The sequence below is a fragment of the Amycolatopsis sp. NPDC028719 genome (assembly GCF_055565395.1).
In genome coordinates this window covers 1,032,708-1,051,312 of the sequence record NZ_JBVHUL010000002.1, presented here as the reverse complement: position 1 = coordinate 1,051,312, position 18,605 = coordinate 1,032,708, and the positions used below count along the sequence as shown (strand labels likewise).

The 18,605-nt window shown below is 72.0% G+C and carries 16 protein-coding genes and 1 pseudogene; 9 read left to right on the top strand and 8 right to left on the bottom strand.

Annotation, left to right across the window (positions count from 1 at the left end):
- Entirely contained in the window at window positions 1-1,872 is a 1,872-nt protein-coding gene (locus tag ACZ4TR_RS12935; protein ID WP_465287186.1) for a beta-N-acetylglucosaminidase domain-containing protein, read from the top strand.
- A gap of 184 nt (window positions 1,873-2,056) precedes the next feature.
- On the opposite strand, the pseudogene ACZ4TR_RS12930 reads toward ACZ4TR_RS12935, so the two are convergent.
- The 3 genes and pseudogenes from ACZ4TR_RS12930 to ACZ4TR_RS12920 all read right to left on the bottom strand — a co-directional run.
- Window positions 2,057-2,221 (bottom strand): annotated as a pseudogene (locus ACZ4TR_RS12930) (HNH endonuclease); the annotation flags it as partial.
- An 846-nt stretch (window positions 2,222-3,067) separates the two neighbouring features.
- On the bottom strand, window positions 3,068-4,264 hold the full coding sequence (locus tag ACZ4TR_RS12925; RefSeq protein ID WP_465287185.1) for a hypothetical protein: 1,197 nt from the start codon (window positions 4,262-4,264) through the stop codon (window positions 3,068-3,070).
- A gap of 139 nt (window positions 4,265-4,403) precedes the next feature.
- Window positions 4,404-5,354 carry a hypothetical protein gene (locus tag ACZ4TR_RS12920; protein ID WP_465287184.1) on the bottom strand — a complete coding sequence of 317 codons (951 nt, stop codon included), beginning with the start codon at window positions 5,352-5,354 and terminating at the stop codon, window positions 4,404-4,406.
- A gap of 177 nt (window positions 5,355-5,531) precedes the next feature.
- Here ACZ4TR_RS12920 and ACZ4TR_RS12915 point away from each other — a divergent pair, with 177 nt between their 5' ends.
- From ACZ4TR_RS12915 to ACZ4TR_RS12895, 5 genes are read left to right on the top strand one after another with little or no spacing between them, the layout of a single operon-like run.
- Window positions 5,532-5,780, top strand: a complete 249-nt coding sequence (locus ACZ4TR_RS12915; RefSeq protein ID WP_465287183.1) for a PLD nuclease N-terminal domain-containing protein — start codon at window positions 5,532-5,534, stop codon at window positions 5,778-5,780.
- Window positions 5,777-6,679 carry an ABC transporter ATP-binding protein gene (locus ACZ4TR_RS12910; RefSeq protein ID WP_364529501.1) on the top strand — a complete coding sequence of 301 codons (903 nt, stop codon included), beginning with the start codon at window positions 5,777-5,779 and terminating at the stop codon, window positions 6,677-6,679. Before ACZ4TR_RS12915 ends, ACZ4TR_RS12910 begins: the two co-directional genes overlap by 4 nt.
- Window positions 6,676-7,359: a hypothetical protein gene (locus ACZ4TR_RS12905; protein ID WP_465287182.1), complete on the top strand. Its 684-nt coding sequence runs from the start codon at window positions 6,676-6,678 to the stop codon at window positions 7,357-7,359. Before ACZ4TR_RS12910 ends, ACZ4TR_RS12905 begins: the two co-directional genes overlap by 4 nt.
- A gap of 25 nt (window positions 7,360-7,384) precedes the next feature.
- Window positions 7,385-8,500 carry a sensor histidine kinase gene (locus ACZ4TR_RS12900; protein ID WP_465287181.1) on the top strand — a complete coding sequence of 372 codons (1,116 nt, stop codon included), beginning with the start codon at window positions 7,385-7,387 and terminating at the stop codon, window positions 8,498-8,500.
- A complete protein-coding gene (locus ACZ4TR_RS12895) occupies window positions 8,497-9,141 on the top strand; it encodes a response regulator transcription factor (RefSeq protein ID WP_364528798.1) in 645 nt (214 codons plus the stop codon). Before ACZ4TR_RS12900 ends, ACZ4TR_RS12895 begins: the two co-directional genes overlap by 4 nt.
- A 60-nt stretch (window positions 9,142-9,201) precedes the next feature.
- Here ACZ4TR_RS12895 and ACZ4TR_RS12890 read toward each other — a convergent pair whose 3' ends face one another.
- The 3 genes from ACZ4TR_RS12890 to ACZ4TR_RS12880 form a co-directional block, all read right to left on the bottom strand.
- A complete protein-coding gene (locus ACZ4TR_RS12890; RefSeq protein WP_465287180.1) occupies window positions 9,202-9,762 on the bottom strand; it encodes a PadR family transcriptional regulator in 561 nt (186 codons plus the stop codon).
- Window positions 9,763-9,768: 6 nt separating this feature from the next.
- Entirely contained in the window at window positions 9,769-10,158 is a 390-nt protein-coding gene (locus ACZ4TR_RS12885) for a nuclear transport factor 2 family protein (RefSeq protein ID WP_284740673.1), read from the bottom strand.
- A 75-nt stretch (window positions 10,159-10,233) separates the two neighbouring features.
- Complete coding sequence (locus tag ACZ4TR_RS12880) at window positions 10,234-10,977, bottom strand: SDR family oxidoreductase (RefSeq protein ID WP_465287179.1); 744 nt, start codon at window positions 10,975-10,977, stop codon at window positions 10,234-10,236.
- A 139-nt stretch (window positions 10,978-11,116) separates the two neighbouring features.
- On the opposite strand from ACZ4TR_RS12880, the gene ACZ4TR_RS12875 reads away from it, so the two are divergent.
- Window positions 11,117-11,992 carry an RNA polymerase sigma-70 factor gene (locus ACZ4TR_RS12875; RefSeq protein ID WP_465287178.1) on the top strand — a complete coding sequence of 292 codons (876 nt, stop codon included), beginning with the start codon at window positions 11,117-11,119 and terminating at the stop codon, window positions 11,990-11,992.
- A 4-nt stretch (window positions 11,993-11,996) separates the two neighbouring features.
- Here the strand turns inward: ACZ4TR_RS12875 and fadD8 are convergent, their stop codons facing one another.
- Window positions 11,997-13,607, bottom strand: a complete 1,611-nt coding sequence (gene fadD8, locus ACZ4TR_RS12870) for a fatty-acid--CoA ligase FadD8 (protein WP_465287177.1) — start codon at window positions 13,605-13,607, stop codon at window positions 11,997-11,999.
- A 197-nt stretch (window positions 13,608-13,804) separates the two neighbouring features.
- Between fadD8 and ACZ4TR_RS12865 the strand changes: the two genes are divergently transcribed.
- Complete coding sequence (locus ACZ4TR_RS12865) at window positions 13,805-16,924, top strand: AfsR/SARP family transcriptional regulator (protein ID WP_465287176.1); 3,120 nt, start codon at window positions 13,805-13,807, stop codon at window positions 16,922-16,924.
- A 127-nt stretch (window positions 16,925-17,051) separates the two neighbouring features.
- On the opposite strand, the gene ACZ4TR_RS12860 is transcribed toward ACZ4TR_RS12865, so the two are convergent.
- Window positions 17,052-17,480 carry a hypothetical protein gene (locus ACZ4TR_RS12860; RefSeq protein ID WP_465287175.1) on the bottom strand — a complete coding sequence of 143 codons (429 nt, stop codon included), beginning with the start codon at window positions 17,478-17,480 and terminating at the stop codon, window positions 17,052-17,054.
- 157 nt (window positions 17,481-17,637) lie between these two features.
- On the opposite strand from ACZ4TR_RS12860, the gene ACZ4TR_RS12855 reads away from it, so the two are divergent.
- Complete coding sequence (locus tag ACZ4TR_RS12855) at window positions 17,638-18,501, top strand: DUF4394 domain-containing protein (RefSeq protein WP_465287174.1); 864 nt, start codon at window positions 17,638-17,640, stop codon at window positions 18,499-18,501.
- The last annotated feature ends 104 nt before the right edge of the window (window positions 18,502-18,605 follow it).

Here is an 18,605-nt window from a genome sequence, read left to right as displayed (position 1 = left end):
ATGACCCGTCGCCGAGCCCTGTTCGCCGCCGTCGTCACGGTGGCCGCCACCCTCACCGCCGCCGGACCAGCCGTCGCGAGTGGCGCGTTACCCGGCGTCTCGCCCACGCCGCAGCAGATCACCCGGACGTCCGCGGACGTGTCGCTGCCGTCGTCGGTCACGCTCGTCACCGACGCCACCACGGACCCGGCGGCGAGGGACTTGCTGACCTCGCTGTTGCACGACCACGGTGTCCAGCGGATCACTTCCGGCGGCCACGGTCCGACCGTGCGCCTCGGCGGGGCGTCCGACGAAACGCCATCGCAGGCCGAGGGGTACGCGCTGAGCGTGTCCCGGGCCGGGATCACGATCGCCGGCCGCGACGGCGCCGGGCAGTACTACGGCGTGCAGACGCTGCGGCAGCTGTTCGTCCGCGCGGGACGCGGGTGGGCGGTGAGCGGCGCGGCCGTGCGCGACTGGCCGAACATGGCGCTGCGCGGGTCGATCGAAGGCTTCTACGGTCCGCCGTGGACGACCGCGGACCGGCTTCGGCAGATCGCTTTCCTCGGCGAGGTCAAGGCGAACACTTACATCTACAGCGCGAAGGACGACACCTATCTGCGGGCGCGCTGGCGTGACCCGTACCCGGCGGACGAGCTGGCCACGCTCGGGCAGCTCGTCCGGTCGGCCGCGGCCCACCACGTCGAGTTCACGTACGCGCTCTCGCCCGGCGTCTCGGTCTGCTTCTCGTCGCCGGCGGACATCGCGGCGGTCGAGGCGAAGTTCCAGGCGGTGTACGACCTCGGCGTCCGGTCGTTCTCGATGCCGTTCGACGACATCTCGTACACGAAGTGGAACTGCGACGCCGACCAGGCGGCCTTCGGAGCGCCCGGCCAGGCGGCGGCCGGCACGGCCCAGGTCTCGCTGCTCAACACGATCACCGAGAAGTTCGTGCAGACCCACGACGGCGTCCGTCCGTTGCAGACGGTGCCGACGGAGTACAGCGACCTGAAGGATTCGCCGTACAAGACCGAGCTGCGTGAGCACCTCGACCAGTCGGTGGTGGTGCAGTGGACCGGAACCGACGTGGTCCCGCCGAGCGTGACGACGGACGAGGCCGCGCAGGTATCGGCGGTGTACGGGCGCAAGGTGTTCCTCTGGGACAACTACCCGGTGAACGACTACGAGCAGTCGGCGGGTCGGCTGCTGCTCGCGCCCTACGCGCAGCGGGAGGCGGGGCTTTCCCGGTACCTCAACGGAATCGTCGCCAACCCGATGAACCAGGAGGCAGCGAGCGAGGTCGCCGAGTTCGGCGCCGCGGACTTCGCGTGGAACGACGCGGGTTACGCACCTTCGCGATCGTGGCCGCAGGCGTTGGCGCGTCTGGCGGGCGGTGATCCGCGGGCATCCGCCGCTTTGGCCGTCTTCGCGGACCTCGAGCACCTCGCGCCGACGTTCGGCCCGACGCCGTGGCAGCCACAGGCCCCGGTGCTGGCCGCCCGGGCTGCCGCGTTCTGGTCGCGGTGGAACGGTGGTGACCACCATGCTTTGTCCGATCTGCGCGCGTACGCGGTCCAGATCCGCGACGCGGCTGGGGTGATCCGCGGTGGGCGAGTGCAGAGCGCGTTCGTCGCGGAGGCGGGGCCGTGGCTGGACGCGACGACGTTGTGGGGCGATGCGCTGGTGACCCGGCTGGACGCGCTCGCGGCGTCTTCCCGGGGTGATCACGCTCGCGCTGCGCGGCTCACCGCTCGTGCGGACGACTTGGTGACGCGGGCGCAGGCGGTGAAGACCGGCAACACGAACCGGTGGGGTGTCCGGCAGGCGCTTGTGGGTGATGGCGTTCTCGACACCTTGCTTGTCCAGCTTCGGGAGCGGTCATTAAGTCGGTGAGCGGGCGGAGTTGGTTTCCGGGACGGTTGCGCCGCGGCGACGATTGATTTTCGCTCAGCCGGGTGCCGGGTGCCGGGTGCCGGGTGCCGGGTGCCGGGTGCCGGGTGCCGGGTGGACCCTTTGTGTAGCGCGTGGGTTTAGGCCCGTAGCCGGTGGGCTGCGGGCCTTTCCCGTGTTCGGTTGTTCAGGCTGCGAATGGGAGTGGTTGGTGGAGGTTGTTGCGCCGGGGTTTTCGGCGTTTGTCCAGGAACACCGGTGGCAGGAACTCCGGTAGACCGTCGGCGGCGATGCGGACTTGCCAGCCGGAGCGGTGCAGGAGCCGGTGGTGGTGGGCGCACAGCAGGACCACAGCGAGATGCTCGAAGAGCCGTGCGACAGAACGATATCCGAACAACTCCATCACACCGCGCAACTCGATCTCCGCCAGCAGAGAACCGATCTCAGCCTCGGCAGACCGCACAACAGTGAGCAGCGCAGAGACACGGTTGGTCAGAGCCACCGCATCCGCTTGCCACACCGTTTCCCTGTCCACACAACAAGATTACCGAAGATCGAACGTATGTCATCACTCGATCAGGCGAGAACAAGACTGCGGCAGTGGCGAAGCCGTGTCCCTAGAACTGAGCAACCCCGACATGCACAAAGGCAAGCAGCGAACCAGGCCCCACGAGAAGGCAAACCCCGATCCCACCAAGAAGAGGCTCATCACGACGGTACATCGCGACAAAGAACCCCACACCAACGACAACGGTAGCAACAAGAAGAGACAAGACAACAGCAGACATGAGAGTCCTCCGGGCAGCAGCGAGCACGACACCGAGAACCGGTGCCGGAGAAGGGATTCAGCTCACCGAAGACGGAGGCCCACGACTGGACGGCGCAAGAAGCGGAGCGCCGGCGTAGGAAGACTCACGAGAAGACCGAACAAGAGACCACGGCGAAGCAACCCAAGGACCGTCCGAAGAAGGCCCCACAGCCCAAGGAATCGAAGCCGGCAACCGAGGCGCCGCATGCCGACCCGAAACCAGAACCTGCGACTGCGAAGTCGCCACCACCGGACCATCGGAAGCACCCGGTACCGCATGGACGACCGGCGCCCCGGAAAGGAACAGCAGGACAGCAAGCAGCAACCCGAGACGGCACTGCCGCCTCGGGTCGCGCTGCTGAACAAGAGGTCCGATACCGCCAGGCTACCTCAGCCGCCGCCGTAGGTGGCCTGGGTGACCGCGAAGACGTTGCGGTTGCCCGCGCCTTCCTGCAGGGACCACAGGAGGTCCGCGCTGGCGTCGTCCTCCCAATAGGACAGGCTTTCACCGCTGCTCACCCACGAGAACGTGGACGGGCCGGCGGACGGCGTCCAGTAGTACAGCTGCTTGCTGCCGGACGAGTTGAACCACCAGCGCCCGTTGTGCGACGCCACGCCGTTGAGCTTGTACCAGGGCAGCTGCAGGGCCTGGCTCGCCGTCGTCGTGGCGGCGAACGTGCCGGACGAGGCGAACGGGTACCGGATCGCCCGCGGGGCGCGGTTCGGGTAGTCGGTGCAGCCGGACGGGCACGTGTACTCCGTCATGACGATCGACTTGCTCACCCGGTCCAGGGAGATCGACGACCACGCCAGGTTCGTCCCGGACGTCGTCTTCGAGGTGATCGAACCCACCTGGGGCAGGACGTACGCGTAGTTGTGCGCGTAGTACGTGCTGCCGGTCTGGTGCCCGATCTGGTCGGCCGTGCCACCCGTGTTCGTCTTGAGGATCTTCCGCATGTCGAAGACCCGCATGCCCTTGCCGGTGTCGGCGACGTAAAGGTAGTCGCCGTACCAGGAAACGCCGCCGGCGTGGATCGGGATGTCCTTGAAGTCCGGTGCCGCCGCCGTGCCGGTCGGCTCGACCAGCAGGACCTTGCGGTACTGGTTCGGGTAGGTGGCGTCCCAGTCGACCAGCGTGATGCGGCTGCGGGTCTGGCCGCCGTCGCAGCCGTCCTTGGTGTACCAGCTGACCACGACGAGCTGGTGCCCGTCGTAGTTGCCGCTGTTGGCCGTGCCGACCGCGTCCCGGCTGGTCGTGATGCCCTGCGGGTAGTTCGTGCAGTCGGAGTTGTCCCCGCTGTCGAACCGGAAACCCGTGGACAGCCCGGCGACGGAGAACGACGACGGCAACGCCGTGCGGTCGTGGTTCGCGTTGTCCATGACGGTGTGGACGGCCGCGGTGCCCAGCGTCGACGCCAACGCGGTGTTGACCGCGTCGAACTGGTTGTAGTTCGCGGTCAGGGTGTACTGCGAGGCGGGCAGGGTCGCCGGCCCGGCGGCGGCGAGCGCCGTCGGCGGAGCGGCGACCAGACCTGCGAGGATGCCCGCCGCGAGGGCGGCTTTGCCTAATCGGTGGCGCAATGACATGTGACCCCCAGTAGTCCGATCAATGCCCGGGACACAGTAGAACCGGGCGGGGTGAATGGGCAACAACTTCTTGGCGAACAGGGGAAGATCTTTTCCATCGTGCCGCCGCGACGGGTGCGCCGCGGCGGCCGGGGAGCGATCACCAGCCGGACGGGACGTAGGCCCAGCCGAGGTAGTCGGAGCGCTGCGCGTACGTGCTCGTCTGGTACACCGACGGGCCAGTGCTGATCGCGACGCCGCCGCCGAGCGCGAGCATGATGTGGCCGTTGCTGGTCGTGCTGGTGAAGAACACCGCGGTGCCGGCCGGGGCGACCGAGCCGGTGTGGATGCGGCCGTTGGCCTTCTGCCACTGGTAGTGCGTGGTGGCCGACGCGAACCGGCCGCTGGTGCCGAAGGCGCGTTCGACGAACAGCTCGCACTGGTTGTTCCAGTCCGTGTGGCCCAGGCGGGCCTTGGCGAACGCGATCGCGCTGTCGGCCCGCGGGTCCGCCGGATTGGTCGAACCGCCCGGCTTGAGGCCGTCGGTGTCGCAGTGCGGGACCCCGCTGACGAACCCGTCGGTCCCGGTCTTGACGAGGGCGTCCGGCACCCACAGGTTGTCGCTGGTGAAGTCCCAGATCTCGTCCGACGCGATGGCCTGGCAGACCACCGGCACCGAGGCCCCGGTCAGGTACTTGTCCGCCACGCTGCCGGCCGCGTCCGCCGCGTCACCCTTCTTCGCGCGGCCGTTGATGGCCGCCTTCGCCGGGAACGCGTGCGGCGTCGTGCACTGCGGCGCGACCATCGACGTCGAGCCGGTCTTGACGTAGGCGTCGGGGATCCACAGGCCGTCCGTGGTCAGGTCCCAGATGGTGCTGCCGCCGTAGTCCGGGCCGGTGTCCTGGCACGCCAGCGTCACCGACGTCCCCGACGGGTACATGTTCGCGATGCGCTGCTTGCCCACCGCGACGTCCGGGTCCTTGACGGTGCGACCGTCCACTGTGGTCGTGACCGGGTAGGCCGACGCGGCCTGGGCCGCGGGCGCGGCCAGTCCGGTGATCGCGACGGCCAGGCCGATCGTGGCCACCGCCGTCTTGAGTGTGGTTCTCACTTGTCCTCCAGAACGATTCCGTGCGGCGAATGGTCGGCGGTACCCGTACAAGAGCCGTACAAGCGGTCAGGGCGGCCTAGTACTTTCCGCCTATCCCGGAGTCCCCGAAGATCGGATGTGCGCGGACCGGCGATCGGCGAGTCTCGGAAGCGAGACACCGACGTGAGGAGAAGAACCATGCATCCGGCCGCCCTGGTCCAAGGCCACGAGGAAACCTGGTCGTGGCTCGTGCCCGGCCTGATCGGCGCGATCCTGCTGGCCTTGGTCGGGCTGTTCCTGGCCGCGCTGGTCAGCATCCTCGGCTCGCGGCTCACCGGCGGCATGAAGCTCGTCTGGGTGATCTTCGCGTTCTGCGCGCCGTTCCTGGGCAGCCTGCTGTGGTTCGTGTTCGGCCGTCGTGACGCGTACGAGCCGGTGCGCCGGTGATCGTCGCGGAAGGGCTCGCGAAGACCTACCGCGGCGGCGCCGGCGTCGAAGATCTGTCGTTCACCGTGCGGCCCGGCGTCGTGACCGGCTTCCTCGGGCCCAACGGCGCCGGCAAGTCGACGACGATCCGGCTGATGCTCGGCCTGACCCGCGGCCGCGGCCGCACCACCTTCGGCGGCCTCACGTACGCGGAAGTCCCGGGTCCACTGGGGACGGTCGGGGTGCTGACCGACGCGGCGGCGGTGCACCCCGCGCGGCCGGCCGCCGCGCACCTGCGGATGGTCGCCGCGGGCGGGGGCCTGCCGGCGCGGCGCGTGCGGGAGGTCCTGGCGACCGTCGGCCTGGAGCCGGTCGCGCGGACGCCCGCCGGCCGGTTCAGCCTCGGCATGAAGCAGCGGCTCGGCCTCGCCACGGCGCTGCTCGGCGACCCCGAGTACCTGATCCTCGACGAGCCGGCCACCGGGCTCGACCCCGAAGGCGTGCGGTGGATCCGCGACCTCCTGCGGCGGCTGGCGGGGGAGGGCCGCACGATCCTCGCGTCTTCGCACCTGCTGGCCGAGATGGCACTGCTCGCCGAGGACCTGATCGTCATCGGCGCCGGGCGGCTCGTTTCGGCCGGGCCCCTGGACGAGTTCGTCCGTCGGCACGCGCGCGCCGACGTCGTGGTCCGTGCCGACCGGCCGAGCGCGCTGATGGTCGCGCTGGCCCGCGACGGGCTGCGGGTGCGGCAGGAAGCCGCCGACCTGGTCGTCGACACCGCCGATCCCGAACGCGTGGCGGCGATCGCCGGGCTGGCCGGCGTCGGCGTGCGCGAGCTGTTCGTGCGCCGGAGCGGCCTGGAGGACGCGTTCCTCGCCGCGACCGCGGCCGCCGTCCGGCACCGGGGGGAGCTGCCGTGAAGAACGCGCTGGCGTACGAATGGGTGCGGGCCCGATCGCTGCGCTCGACGTGGCTGCTGCTGGCCGGCGCCGGGGTGCCGCAGTTCGCGTCGGGCCTGTACTGGGGTCTCAAACGCGACCTCGGCGACCTCGACGCGTTCACCTCGGCGTTCGGCCTCGTCGACCGGCTGGGGGCGCTGCTGGTCGCCGCGATCGGCGTCGCCGCGGCCGGGCTCGACCACCAGCACGGCACCCTCGCGACCACGCGGCTGGTGCTGCGCTCGCCGGTGCGGATCGTCGCCGCGCGGGCGCTGGTCACCGGCGGGCTCGGCCTGCTGGGCGGGGTGCTGATGGTGGTGCTGACCGCCGCCGGGGTGCTGACCGGCGGCGGCGCCCTGCCTGCCGGCGCGGGGGCGGCAGGCAGGGCGGTGGGCGGGGTGCTCGCGCTGACCGTCCTGTCCGGACTCGCCGGGGTCGCGCTCGGCGGGCTGCTGCGGCACACCGGGCTCGCCGTCGGGGTGTTCGCGGTGTGGACGTTCGTCGCCGAGACGACCCTCTCCGCGCTCACCGGCGTACCGGCGACCACGCTGCCCTTCAGCGGCACGGCGTTGTCCGCCCTGCCGGGGACCGCGGTCTTCGTCGCGCTGGTGGTGTTCGCTCTGGGAGCGACCACGTTCACCCTGGCTCGCCGTGACGGCTGATCCGGCGCGCCCTAACCTGAACACGATGAAGCGCTGGCTGAGCTGGTGGGACGGCCGGGCCGTGCTGCTCGCGCTCGACGTCGCGGTGGCCGCGGCCGTGATCGTGGTGACCCTGACCGGCGGCGACCCGCGCGACCCGCACCCGGCGCTCTACGTCCCCGCGGTGTTCGTGTCGGGGCTCGCCCTGCTCACGCGGCGGCGGTGGCCGTTCCTCGTGCTGCTGGTCGCGGTGGCGTGCATGCCGGCCGGGGTGACCCTGCTGCCGCTGATGGTGGCGCAGTACTCGGTCGCGGTCCGGCACGGCGTGAGCGTCGTGACCGGCCTCGCGGTCGTCGTCGCCGGTATCGCCGGGAACGTCGTGCCGGTGCTGCGGAACCCGGCGAGCTTCACCCTCGTCGTGCTCGTGCTGGGCTTCTTCGTGCTCGGCCCGGCGCTGGCCGGGCTGTGGATGCACCAGCGCGCCGCGCTGCTGGGCGTGCTGCGGGACCGCGCCGAGGAGGCCGAGCGCACCCGGACGCTGCTGGCCGACCAGGCCGTCTTCGCCGAACGACGGCGGATCGCGCGGGAGATGCACGACGTCGTCGCGCACCGGGTGACGGCGGTCGCGCTGCAGGCCGGGGCGCTGTCGCTGCGGGCGCCGGACGAGCAGACCGAGCAGGCCGCCGAGACGATCCGGGCCACCAGCGCGGTGGCGCTCGACGAGCTGCGCGCCGTCCTGCGGGTGCTGCGCGACGACGCCCCGGACGCGGGCCCGGGGGTGCTCGCGTCGCTCGAGGACCTGGTGGCCGAGGTCGCGGCGACCGGCGCGCGGGTCGAGCTGACGCTGCCGGACCCGCTGCCCGCGGTCCCCGACCAGGTCGACCGGGCCGTCTACCGCGTGGTGCAGGAGTCGCTGACCAACGCGGGCAAGCACGCGCCGCACGCGGCGGTCGACGTCCGGCTGGCCGTCACCGGCGACCGGCTGGCGGTCGAGGTGACGAACCGGCTGACCCCGCACGGCGGTGCCGTCCCGGGGTCCGGCTACGGCCTGGTGGGCATGCGCGAACGCGTCGAACTGGCCGGGGGCGACCTGCGCACCGGCCCGACGGGCGACGGCCGGTTCCGGGTGCTGGCGTGCTTTCCGGTGGGGGAGGGACTGTGACGGTCAAGGTCGTGCTGCTGGAGGACGAGGAGCTGGTCCGCAGCGGCATCCGGATGATCCTCGAGTCGGCCGACGACGTCGAGGTGGTCGCCGAGGACACGAACGGCGCGCGGGCGGTCGAGCTGACCGACCGCTTCCGGCCGGACGTGGTGCTGACCGACGTCCAGATGCCGAAGGTGGACGGCATCGAGGTGGTCCGGCGGCTGGCCGCGCACCCGGCGGCCCCGGCGGTGGTGGTGCTGACGACGTTCGACGTCGACGAGTACGTGTACGCGGCCCTGCGCCACGGCGCGGCGGGGTTCCTGCTGAAGGACACACCGCCGCGCGAGCTGGTCAACGCGGTCCGGGTGGTGGCCCGCGGCGAGGCGATGCTGTCCCCGAAGATCACGAAGCGGCTGTTGACGGACTTCGCTTCCGGCGGAGGGAGTTCGCGGGCCCGGCGCCGGCTGGCTTCGCTGACGCCGCGCGAGCACGACGTCGCCGTCCACATCGGACGCGGGCTGAGCAACGCGGAGATCGCCCGCGCGCTCGTGGTGAGCGAGTCGACGGTGAAGGTCCACATCGGACACATCATGGCCAAGCTGGAGGCGGCGAACCGCACCCAGGTGGCGATCCTGGTCCACGACGCCGGCCTGAGCTGACCCGGTGCCCAAAGGTCTTGAATGAGTCATTCAGGACCTCCGAAGACCTGCATGACTCATTCAAGACGTTGCGGCCCGGCGTTCGAGGATCTTCAGGGACTGCTCGCACCAGCGGAGGTTCTCCCGCTCGAACGACAGCCCGCGCATCAGCGTCAGGTACGGCCCCACCCGCTCGGCGTTCGCGAGGTAGTCGTCCTCGAAGCGGCCGTCCAGCAGGCCCGCCCGGAGGCGCTCGTAGCGGGCGATCTTCGTCTCCGCCCGGGTCATGCGCTCCTTCAGCGCCTGGCGGACCGCCGCCTCGTCGCCGGCGTCGACGGCCTGGACCTGGATCAGCAGCTCGTCGCGGATCACGCCCGGGCGGGGCGGGCGGGCCGTGAACTCGTCGAGGGCCCGCTCACCCGCCTCCGTCAACGAAAACAACCTCTTGTCCGGCCGCTTCTCCTGGCGGACCAGGCGGGCGCGGACCAGGCCGTCCGCGGCCAGCCGGTCCAGCTCGCGGTAGAGCTGCTGCGGTGTCGCCGGCCAGAAGTTCGCCACGGACGCGTCGAAGCCCTTCGCCAGGTCGTAGCCGGACGCCTCACCCTCCAGCAGCGCCGCCAGTAGTGCGTTGCGCAGTGACATAGTCAACTAGTTGAGTGCTTCGCGCTGGATCTGGTCGAACTGGGCCGCCATCGCTTCCGACAGCGCCTGCGCGGCCGACAGCGGGCGGACCATCACCGTGAACTCGTCGATCAGCCCGTCGTCGTCGAAGTGCAGGAAGTCGCAGCCCTCGACGCGCGCGTCACCGATCCGGGCTTCGAAGACGAGCGCGTGGTCACGACCTTCGCCGCCGCTCAGCTCGCGTACGTACCGGAAGTCTTCGAACACCCGCAGCACGCCTCGCAGGATCGCGGCCGTGATCGCCTTGCCCGGGTACGGCCGGAACGCCACCGGGCTCCGGAACACCACGTTCTCGGCCAAGGTCGCGGCCATGGCGTCGGGATCACGGGCCTCGACGGCCTTGCGGAAGCTGGTCATGCCTCACCTCTCATAGTCAACAAGTTGACTATGAGCTTACCCGCACGGGTGGCGCGGGCCACCCGTGCGGTGCGGTCACGACCGGGCCAGCCAGTCGGCGAGCTTCGTCTCCGCGAGCGTCGCGCCCGGCCCGGGCAGGAGCTCCTCCGGTCCCGGCACCGCGCCGAAGTACGGCGCCTCGGGGTCGGTGACGACCTCGCGCGGGTCCTCGCGCGCGGTCAGCACCGTGCGCACCCACTCGTCGAGGCCGAAGACCTCCGGGCCGGCGATCTCGGTGCGGCCGCCGATCGGCTGCCCGGCCGCGGTCCGGGCGACGGCGGCGGACACCTCGGCCGCCGCCATCGGCTGCACGCCGGCGCCGGGCAGCCGCACGACGCCGTCGGTGGTCGAGGTGTCGGCGATCCCGCCGGCGAACTCGAAGAACTGCGTCGCCCGCACGATCGAATACGGCAGGCCCGACTCGGTGATCAGCTTCTCCTGCGCGACCTTGGCCCGGAAGTACCCGACGTCCGGCTGCCGGTCGGTGCCCACCACCGACAGCGCGACGTAGTGGGTGACGCCCGCTTCCTTCGCCGCCGCCACGAGGTTCCCGGTCGAGGTGCGGAAGAAATGCATGACGTCGTCGTCGGCGAACGACGGCGAGTTCGAGACGTCGATCAGGACGTCCGCGCCCGGCAGCACCTCCTTCAGCCCTTCGCCGGTCAGGGTGTTCACGCCGGTGCTGGGGGCGGCGGCGACCGCCTCGTGGCCGTGTTCGGCCAGCCGCGCGACCACGTTCGTGCCGATCAGGCCGGTTCCGCCGATGACGACGACCTTCATGTCCGTTCCTCCCGTTCGGCGCCCGCCCGGACGGCCCGGGAGGTGCGCACCAGTCAAGACAAGACAGCGCTCTCGTTCGTGACAACCGGCGATGGATACGCTGCCGTTCGAAACCCGTCGTCGGAAGGGATCCGCGCGCATGGAGGACACCGGCCTCGAGGACGCGACCGCTGTCTTCGCGGAGGTGCGGCCGCGGCTGTTCGGCATCGCCTACCGCATGCTCGGCAGCGCCGCCGACGCGGAGGACCTGCTCCAGGAGGTCTGGCTGCGCTGGCAGGCCAGTGACCGGGCCGCGGTGCGCACCCCGGCGGCCTACCTCGCGACGACGACCACGCGGCTGGCGATCAACGCGACCAAGACGGCCTACGCGCGGCACGAGACCTACGTCGGGCCGTGGCTGCCAGAGCCGGTGGACACCGCGGCCGATCCGCAGCTGGGGGCCGAGCGGGGCGCCGCGCTGGAGCTCGCGGTGCTGCTCCTGCTGGAGAAGCTCACGCCGACCGAGCGCGCGGCCTACGTGCTGCGCGAGGCCTTCGACTACCCGTACGCCCAGATCGCCGAAATCGTGCAGACGACGGAGGTGGCGTCCCGGCAGCTCGTCAGCCGCGCGCGCAAGCACCTCGCCGCGGGGCGGCGCACGCCGGCCGCGCCGCCCGAGCAACGGCGGCTCCTGACCGCGTTCGTGACCGCCGCCCAGGAAGGCGACTTGTCGACACTGGAGGAGCTGTTCGCGGCCGACGTGATCAGCTACTCCGACGGCGGCGGTGCGGCCCGCGCCTCGCGCATCCCGGTGCGCGGCGCGACGACGGTGGCGAAGTACGTCCGCGCGTTCCGCGACCGCTTCTGGGTGGGCGTGACGATGACCCCGGCGCTCGTCAACGGCGCGCACGCGATGCTGCTCTCCCGCGACGACGAGGTGTTCACGGTGCTGACGGTGACCGCCTCGACGGAGGGCATCGACCAGGTGCTGTGGATGATGAACCCCGCCAAGCTCACGGCGGTCGCCGCCGTATAACGCCCTACACGCCGGCGCTCTTGGGCTCGTACTGGGCCCGCAGCGCCTTCTTGTCCGGCTTCCCCAGCCCCGTCATCGGCAACGACGCCGCGACGATCACCTGCTTCGGCACGTGCACCGGGCCCTTCCGCTCCCGCACCGCCGCCTGGATCTCACCCGTCAGCTGCTCGATCGCGGCGTCGTCGGCGGCCGCGCCGGAGCGCAGGACCACCACCGCCGTCACCGCCTCGCCCCACTTCTCGTCGGGGGTGCCGATCACGCCGACCTGGGCGATCGCCGGGTGCTCGGCCACCACGTCCTCGACCTCGCGGGGGAACACGTTGAACCCGCCCGTGACGATCATGTCCTTGACGCGGTCGACGATGAACCAGAAGCCGTCCTCGTCCTCGCGGGCGACGTCGCCGGTGTGGAGCCAGCCGTCGCGGAACGTCTCCGCCGTCACCTCCGGCAGGTTCCAGTAGCCGGCCGCCAGCAGCGGGCCGGCCACGCAGATCTCCCCGGGTTCGCCGGGGGCGACGGGAGTGCCGTCGGGGCCGAGCAGCGCCGTGCGGAGGAACGCCGACGGGCGCCCGCACGAGGACAGCCGCGCGTCGTCGTGGTCGCCCTTGGCGAGGTAGCTGATCGCCATCGGCGCCTCGGACTGGCCGTAGTACTGCGCGAAGATCGGCCCGAACCGGTCGATCGCCTCCTTCAGGCGCACCGGGTTGATCGACGCGGCGCCGTAGTAGACCGTCTGCAGCGACGACAGGTCGCGCGTGCGCGAGTCGGGGTGGTCCATCAGGGCGTAGAGCATGGTCGGCACCAGCATGGTGGCCGTGATCCGCTCCTCCTCGATGATCCGCAGGACGTCGGCGGGGTCGAACTTCGGCACGACGACCAGGGAGCCGCCCTTCAGCAGCGTCGGGGCGAAGAACGCCGCGCCGGCGTGGGAAAGCGGCGTGCAGATGAGGAACTTCGGTGCCTCGGGCCACTCCCATTCGGCGAGCTGGATCTGCGTCATCGTCGCCATCGCCTGCGCGGTGCCCATGACGCCCTTGGGCTTGCCGGTCGTCCCGCCGGTGTAGGTGATCGAGACGACCTGGTCCGGCGGCAGCGTGGCGGGCTTCAGCGGGCCCGGCTCGAACTTCGCGGCGGTCGCGGTCAGGTCCGTGCCGACGTGGGCCAGCGGCTCGGGCACCGGCCCGATGGTCAGCACCTGGGTGAGCCCCGGCACCTTCTCGAGCAGGCCGAGCGCGCGGTCGACGAACGCCGGCACCGGGTCGATGATCAGCGTGGTGATCCCGGCGTCGCCGAGGATGTAGGCGTGGTCGTCGAGCGAGCCCAGCGGGTGCAGGGCCGTCCGCCGCGACCCCTGCAGCTGGCCGGCCGCGATGATCAGCAGGACCTCGGGGCGGTTCAGCGACAGCAGCGCCACCGCCGCGCCCGTGCCGGCCCCGAGCTCCTCGAAGGCCTGGGCGTACTGGCTGACCTGCTCGGCGGTCCCGCCCCCGGTCATCGCGGTCTCGCCCAGCACCATCACCGGCGTGTCCCGGTGGCGCTTCAGGGCGGAGACGACCAGATGCCCGAGGTGGTTCGGATACCGCATCGCCTGCTCGTCCATCCCGGTCCCTTCCACGGCGTCAGACTAGAACACGTTACTGTTTTCGGCACTATACCCGCAGGGCGCAAGGGGTGTCCGTCTCCTGGCTCGGTGGAACAGGTTTCATCGCCGGGAACGTCCTTTAGCCCGCCCGACGGGCGCCGCTGGGCTGAGCGGAGCCACTTCCTTGTGCCGCCGCCACCGGGGCCGCTACGTTCGGTGATCGGCAGCCGATGGCGGGGGACACCGTGGCGACGAAGTCGGTGCGCATCCAGGTGCTGGGTCCGGTGCGGGCGTGGCGCGACGACGCGGAGCTCGAGCTCGGGCCACCCGGCCGCCGCGCGGTGCTCGCGTTGCTCGCGCTCGCCGGCGGCGACGCCGTCGCCCGGCGCGAACTCGTGGACACGCTCTGGGGCGACCGGCCGCCGCCGAGCGCGGTGAACGTCGTCCAGACGCACGTGAAGCACCTGCGCCGGCTGCTCGAACCCGGGCGGGCGCCGCGGTCCGGCAGCGGGGTGCTGCCGCACATCGGCGGCGGGTACGCGGTGCGGCGCGACGCCGTCGACGTCGACCTGTGGCGGTTCCGGGCATTGATCGCCGAGGCGAACGACGCCCACCACGAAGCCGACATCGCCCGCGTCGCGGCCGCACTCGGCGAAGGGCTGCAGCTGTGGCGAGGCCGTCCCCTGGCCGATCTCCCCTCGCTGGCCGCGCACCCGAAGGTCGTGTCCCTCGTCGCGGAGCGCCGGGAAACGTTTTCCCGCTACGCCGACGCGATGATCGCCGCCGGTGCGGCGGCCGAGGTCCTGCCCCGGATCGCCGAAGCCGCCGCCGAGCAGCCGCTCGACGAATCCGCGCAGACCCTGCTGATCCGCGCCCACCACGCCCTCGGCCAGCGAGGGGAGGCGTTCCGGCTCTACCGGCGGACGCGCGTCCGGCTCGTCGAGGAGCTCGGCATCGATCCCGGGCCGGAGCTCCTGTCCGCCCATGCCGCGTTGCTGCACGACGACGGCGTCCCGGCCGCGGAACCGGCCGGGGCCCGGCCCGCGCAGCGGATCCCGAAGCAGCTGCCCGCCGAACCCGGCGGATTCACCGGCCGGGCCGCAGAATTGTCCTTTTTGGACAGGGTACTCGCCGCGCGCGGGGCGATCGCGGCGATCTCCGGCACCGCGGGCGTCGGCAAGACGGCGCTGGCCGTGCGGTGGGCCCACCGCGTGCGCGACCGGTTCCCCGACGGGCAGCTCTACGCGAACCTGCGCGGCCACGCGGCCGGCGCCCCCGCGGCCCCGATCGAAATCCTCGCCCAGTTCCTCGCCGCGCTGGGGATCCCGCCCGAACGCGTGCCCGCCGACGCGGAAACCGCGGCGGCCCTGTACCGGACCCTGACGACCGACCGGAAGATCCTGGTGCTGCTGGACAACGCCGCCGGTGCGGAGCACGTCCGGCCGCTGCTGCCCGCCGGGCCCGGGTGCCTGGTGGTGGTGACCGGCCGCGACCGGATGACGGGCCTGGTCGCCGTGCACGGCGCACGCCGGCTCACGCTCGACGTGCTGAACCCCGAAGACGCCGTCGAACTGCTGGGTGACGTCCTCGGCCGCGAGCGGGTGCGCGAGGAGCCGGAGGCGGCCGCCGAGTTCGCGAAGCTGTGCGTCCACCTCCCGCTCGCGCTGCGGATCGCCGCGGCCAACCTGGCCGATCGGCCCGGCCACGGCATCGAGGACTACGTCGCGGAGCTGCGGGAGGGCAATCTCCTGGCCGCGCTCGCCGTGCAGGGCGACGAGCAGACGGCCGTGCGGACCGCGTTCGACCTTTCGCACGCCGCGCTGCCCGCCGACGCGCGGCGGGTGTTCCGGTTGCTGAGCCTGGTCCCCGGCACCGACGCGGGCACCGAGGCCGTCGCCGCGCTCGCCGGCACCGAGCCGGCGCAGGCGGGCGTGCTGCTGGAAAAGCTCGCCGGCGCGCACCTCGTCGAGCAGCACCTGCCGGGCCGCTACCGCTTCCACGACCTCCTTCGCCGCTACGCCGCGGAGCAGGCCGAGCCGGACCGCGACGGCGCGCTCGGCCGGTTGTACGAGTGGTACCTGGGGTCGGTGGACGGCGCGGCCCGCCTGCTCTACCCGCACATGCTGCGGCTGCCGGTACCCGAGTCCGGCAGCCGGTTCACCGGGCTCGGGGAGGCGTCGACCTGGCTGGACGCCGAACGCGGCAACCTCGTCGCGGCTATCCGATACGCGGCCGACGCCGGACCGCGGCCGAGGGCGTGGCTGCTCGCGGACGCGCTCCGGGGCTACTTCTGGATGTGCATGCGCCGGGTCGAGTGGGCGGCCGCCGCGGAAGCCGGGCTGGCGGCCGCCGAGGCCGCCGGGGATCCGCGGGCGCGGGCCGTCTCCCGGCTCAGCCTCGCCGACCTGCAGTTCCGCCAGGGCCACTACCGGCCGGCCGTGCGGCTCTACACCGCCGCGCTGCTGCTGGCCAGGCAGGCGGGCTGGCCCGAGGCGCAGGCCGCCGTGCTCGGCAACCTCGGCTGCGTCTACTGGCAGTCCGGGCGGCTCGCCGCGGCGGCGTCCCGGTTCGAGCGCGGGCGGGCGCTGAGCCGCCGGATCGGCCAGGTCGCGGGGGAGGCCGTCGCGTTCGCCAACCTCGGGCTCGTCCACTGGGAGATGGGCCGGCTGGTGGCGGCGGCCGAGCACTACGCCCAGGCGCTGCAGCGGTTCCGCCGGATCGGGTCCCGCTACGGCGAAGCGATCAACCTCGCCAACCTCGGGCAGACGCAGCGGGCCCGCGGGCAGCCGGCCGAGGCAGCCGAACTGCTCGGCCGGTCGCTGCGGCTGCAGCGCGAGGCGGGAAACCGCGGCGGCGAAGCCGAAACCCGCAGCAGGCTCGCCGCGGCGCACGCCGACCTGGGCCGTCGCGACGAGGCTCTCGAGGGTGCTCGCGCCGGCCTGGCCCTGGCCCGCGAAACCGGCGACCCGCGGACCGAAGCGGAGGCGCTGGCCGTCCTCGGAACCGTCCTGCACCGCACCGGCGACCGGGCGGACGCGATCCGCCGGTACGGCCAGGCCCTCGACCTGATCCGCGAAACCGGCGACCGCTACCCGGAAGCCGACGCACTGATCGGCCTGGCGGCGGCCGCCGGCGACCCCGCCCCGGCACGTCAGGCTCTCGCGCTGGCCGAGCGGGCGGGCTACGGGGCGCTTCAGGGCCAGGCCCTGACGGTGCTGGCCGGCATCCTGCTGACCCAGGGCGACCCCGGCGAGGCCGCCGGGCACGCCCGCCGGGCGCTGGCGGTCCACCGCGAGACCGGCCACGGCACCGCGGAGGCACTCGCGGTGCTGGACCGTTGCGGCGCGTGATCGGTACCCGGCCGGCCGGCTCGCGTACCCGGGTGGACGACACGGCCGGGGTGACACCGGACGCCGTGTCGACCACCCGGATACGCGTGTCGTCGCAGGGACGCGTGTCGTCCGGCCGGCTCCGGGGCTACGGGTGGATGCCGGTGGCGTCCACCGTGTACGTCCCGTCCGGGTGGAGGGTGACGATCGCCCACGGGGTCACGCCCTTGGCCCCGATGTCGCCCGGGCAGGAGAACTCGCTCAGGTTGAACGCCGTGCGGGCCCGGCCGTCCGGGGACTTGGTCACCGACTCCTCGACGCTGCCCACCCAATGGCAGACCGGGGCGATCACCTGGTGCGTGATCACCGGGTCGACCGACACGATTTCCGTTCCCTCCGCGCACCAGGACACCTGGTACGTGTAGCTCCAGACGTCTTCGAGGGCGAGTTCGATCGGTTCGATGGTCCAGCAGGTCTTCTCCGCGGCCCCGGCCGCGGCGCCCGTGGCGAACGGGATGGTGGCGAGCAGCGCCGCGGTGGCGGCCGTGAGCGCTCCCAGTCTGCGTCCGATGGTCATCTCGTACCCCCTGTTTTCCGGCTGTGGTCCCACTGTTCTGGCTCGGGAAGCGGCCCGCAAGACGCCGTTCCGCCCAGTCCAGCCGTCGTCCAACGGCTGTCCAGTTCGCCCGAATAGCTTCGTCTCGCCCACGGAAGCTCCAGGAGGGGAACCACCCATGAAGGCACGGTTCAAGAGAGGGATCGCCGCCGCGGCCGCGGTCCTGTCGGCCGCGGCCGGCGTCTCGGTCGCCACGGCGGGCGACGGCGTGGCGCAGGCGGCGGGGCTGCAGACGTTCGGCATCACCGCCGACGGCACGCTGATGGCCATGTTCACCACCGACCGCCCGCAGGTGCTCAACTGGGTCCGGGTGGTCACCGGGCTCAGCGGCGACACCGCGCTGATCGGGATCGACATCCGCGTCCAGAACAACACGCTGTACGGCGTCGGCAACTACGGCGGCATCTACACCATCACCACGCCGCCGGTCACGGCCGACGTCGTCGTCAAGAAGGTCTCCCAGCTCACCGTCCCGCTGTACGGCACCAACTTCGGCGTCGACTTCAACCCGGCCGCCGACCGGCTGCGGGTGGTCAGCGACAACGGCCAGAACCTGCGGCACAACCTCAACGACGGCACGACGATCGAAGACACCACCCTCACCACCCCGCCGGGGACCGGCCCGGCCCGCGGCGTCACGGCGTCGGCGTACACGAACAACGACCTCAACCCCGACACCGCGACGACGCTGGCCGGCCTCAACACCACGACGGACCAGGTGGTCATCCAGTCGCCGGCCAACAACGGCACCCTGGCCCCGACCGGCGCTCTCGGCGTGGATGCGACCCCGAACGCGGGCCTCGACATCTACAGCGATCTGGTCAACGGCAAGACGGTCTCGGCGACGGCGTTCGCGACGATCATCCCGGCCGGTGGTTCGGCGACGCTGTACAGCGTGAACCTGCTGACCGGCGCGGCGAGTGCGGTGGGCCAGCTGCCGCTGGCCATCACCGACCTCGCGGTCGCGCTCGACACCAACTGAAACCCGGCCGCGGGGGGAGGAAAACCAACGGGGGGGGGGGGGGGTTGGGCTGCAGAAAGGGGAGGGGGGGGGGGGGGGAGAGGGAGAGGGTGAGCCCCCCGCAC

What these genes read in the sequence shown, in the direction of transcription:
- ACZ4TR_RS12935 (WP_465287186.1), top strand. Translation starts at nt 1, where the DNA reads ATGACCCGTCGCCGAGCCCTGTTCGCCGCCGTCGTCACGGTGGCCGCC.
- ACZ4TR_RS12925 (WP_465287185.1), bottom strand. Translation starts at nt 4,264, where the DNA reads ATGTCATTGCGCCACCGATTAGGCAAAGCCGCCCTCGCGGCGGGCATC.
- ACZ4TR_RS12915 (WP_465287183.1), top strand. Translation starts at nt 5,532, where the DNA reads ATGCATCCGGCCGCCCTGGTCCAAGGCCACGAGGAAACCTGGTCGTGG.
- ACZ4TR_RS12900 (WP_465287181.1), top strand. Translation starts at nt 7,385, where the DNA reads ATGAAGCGCTGGCTGAGCTGGTGGGACGGCCGGGCCGTGCTGCTCGCG.
- ACZ4TR_RS12890 (WP_465287180.1), bottom strand. Translation starts at nt 9,762, where the DNA reads ATGTCACTGCGCAACGCACTACTGGCGGCGCTGCTGGAGGGTGAGGCG.
- ACZ4TR_RS12885 (WP_284740673.1), bottom strand. Translation starts at nt 10,158, where the DNA reads ATGACCAGCTTCCGCAAGGCCGTCGAGGCCCGTGATCCCGACGCCATG.
- ACZ4TR_RS12880 (WP_465287179.1), bottom strand. Translation starts at nt 10,977, where the DNA reads ATGAAGGTCGTCGTCATCGGCGGAACCGGCCTGATCGGCACGAACGTG.
- ACZ4TR_RS12875 (WP_465287178.1), top strand. Translation starts at nt 11,117, where the DNA reads ATGGAGGACACCGGCCTCGAGGACGCGACCGCTGTCTTCGCGGAGGTG.
- ACZ4TR_RS12865 (WP_465287176.1), top strand. Translation starts at nt 13,805, where the DNA reads ATGGCGGGGGACACCGTGGCGACGAAGTCGGTGCGCATCCAGGTGCTG.
- ACZ4TR_RS12860 (WP_465287175.1), bottom strand. Translation starts at nt 17,480, where the DNA reads ATGACCATCGGACGCAGACTGGGAGCGCTCACGGCCGCCACCGCGGCG.
- ACZ4TR_RS12855 (WP_465287174.1), top strand. Translation starts at nt 17,638, where the DNA reads ATGAAGGCACGGTTCAAGAGAGGGATCGCCGCCGCGGCCGCGGTCCTG.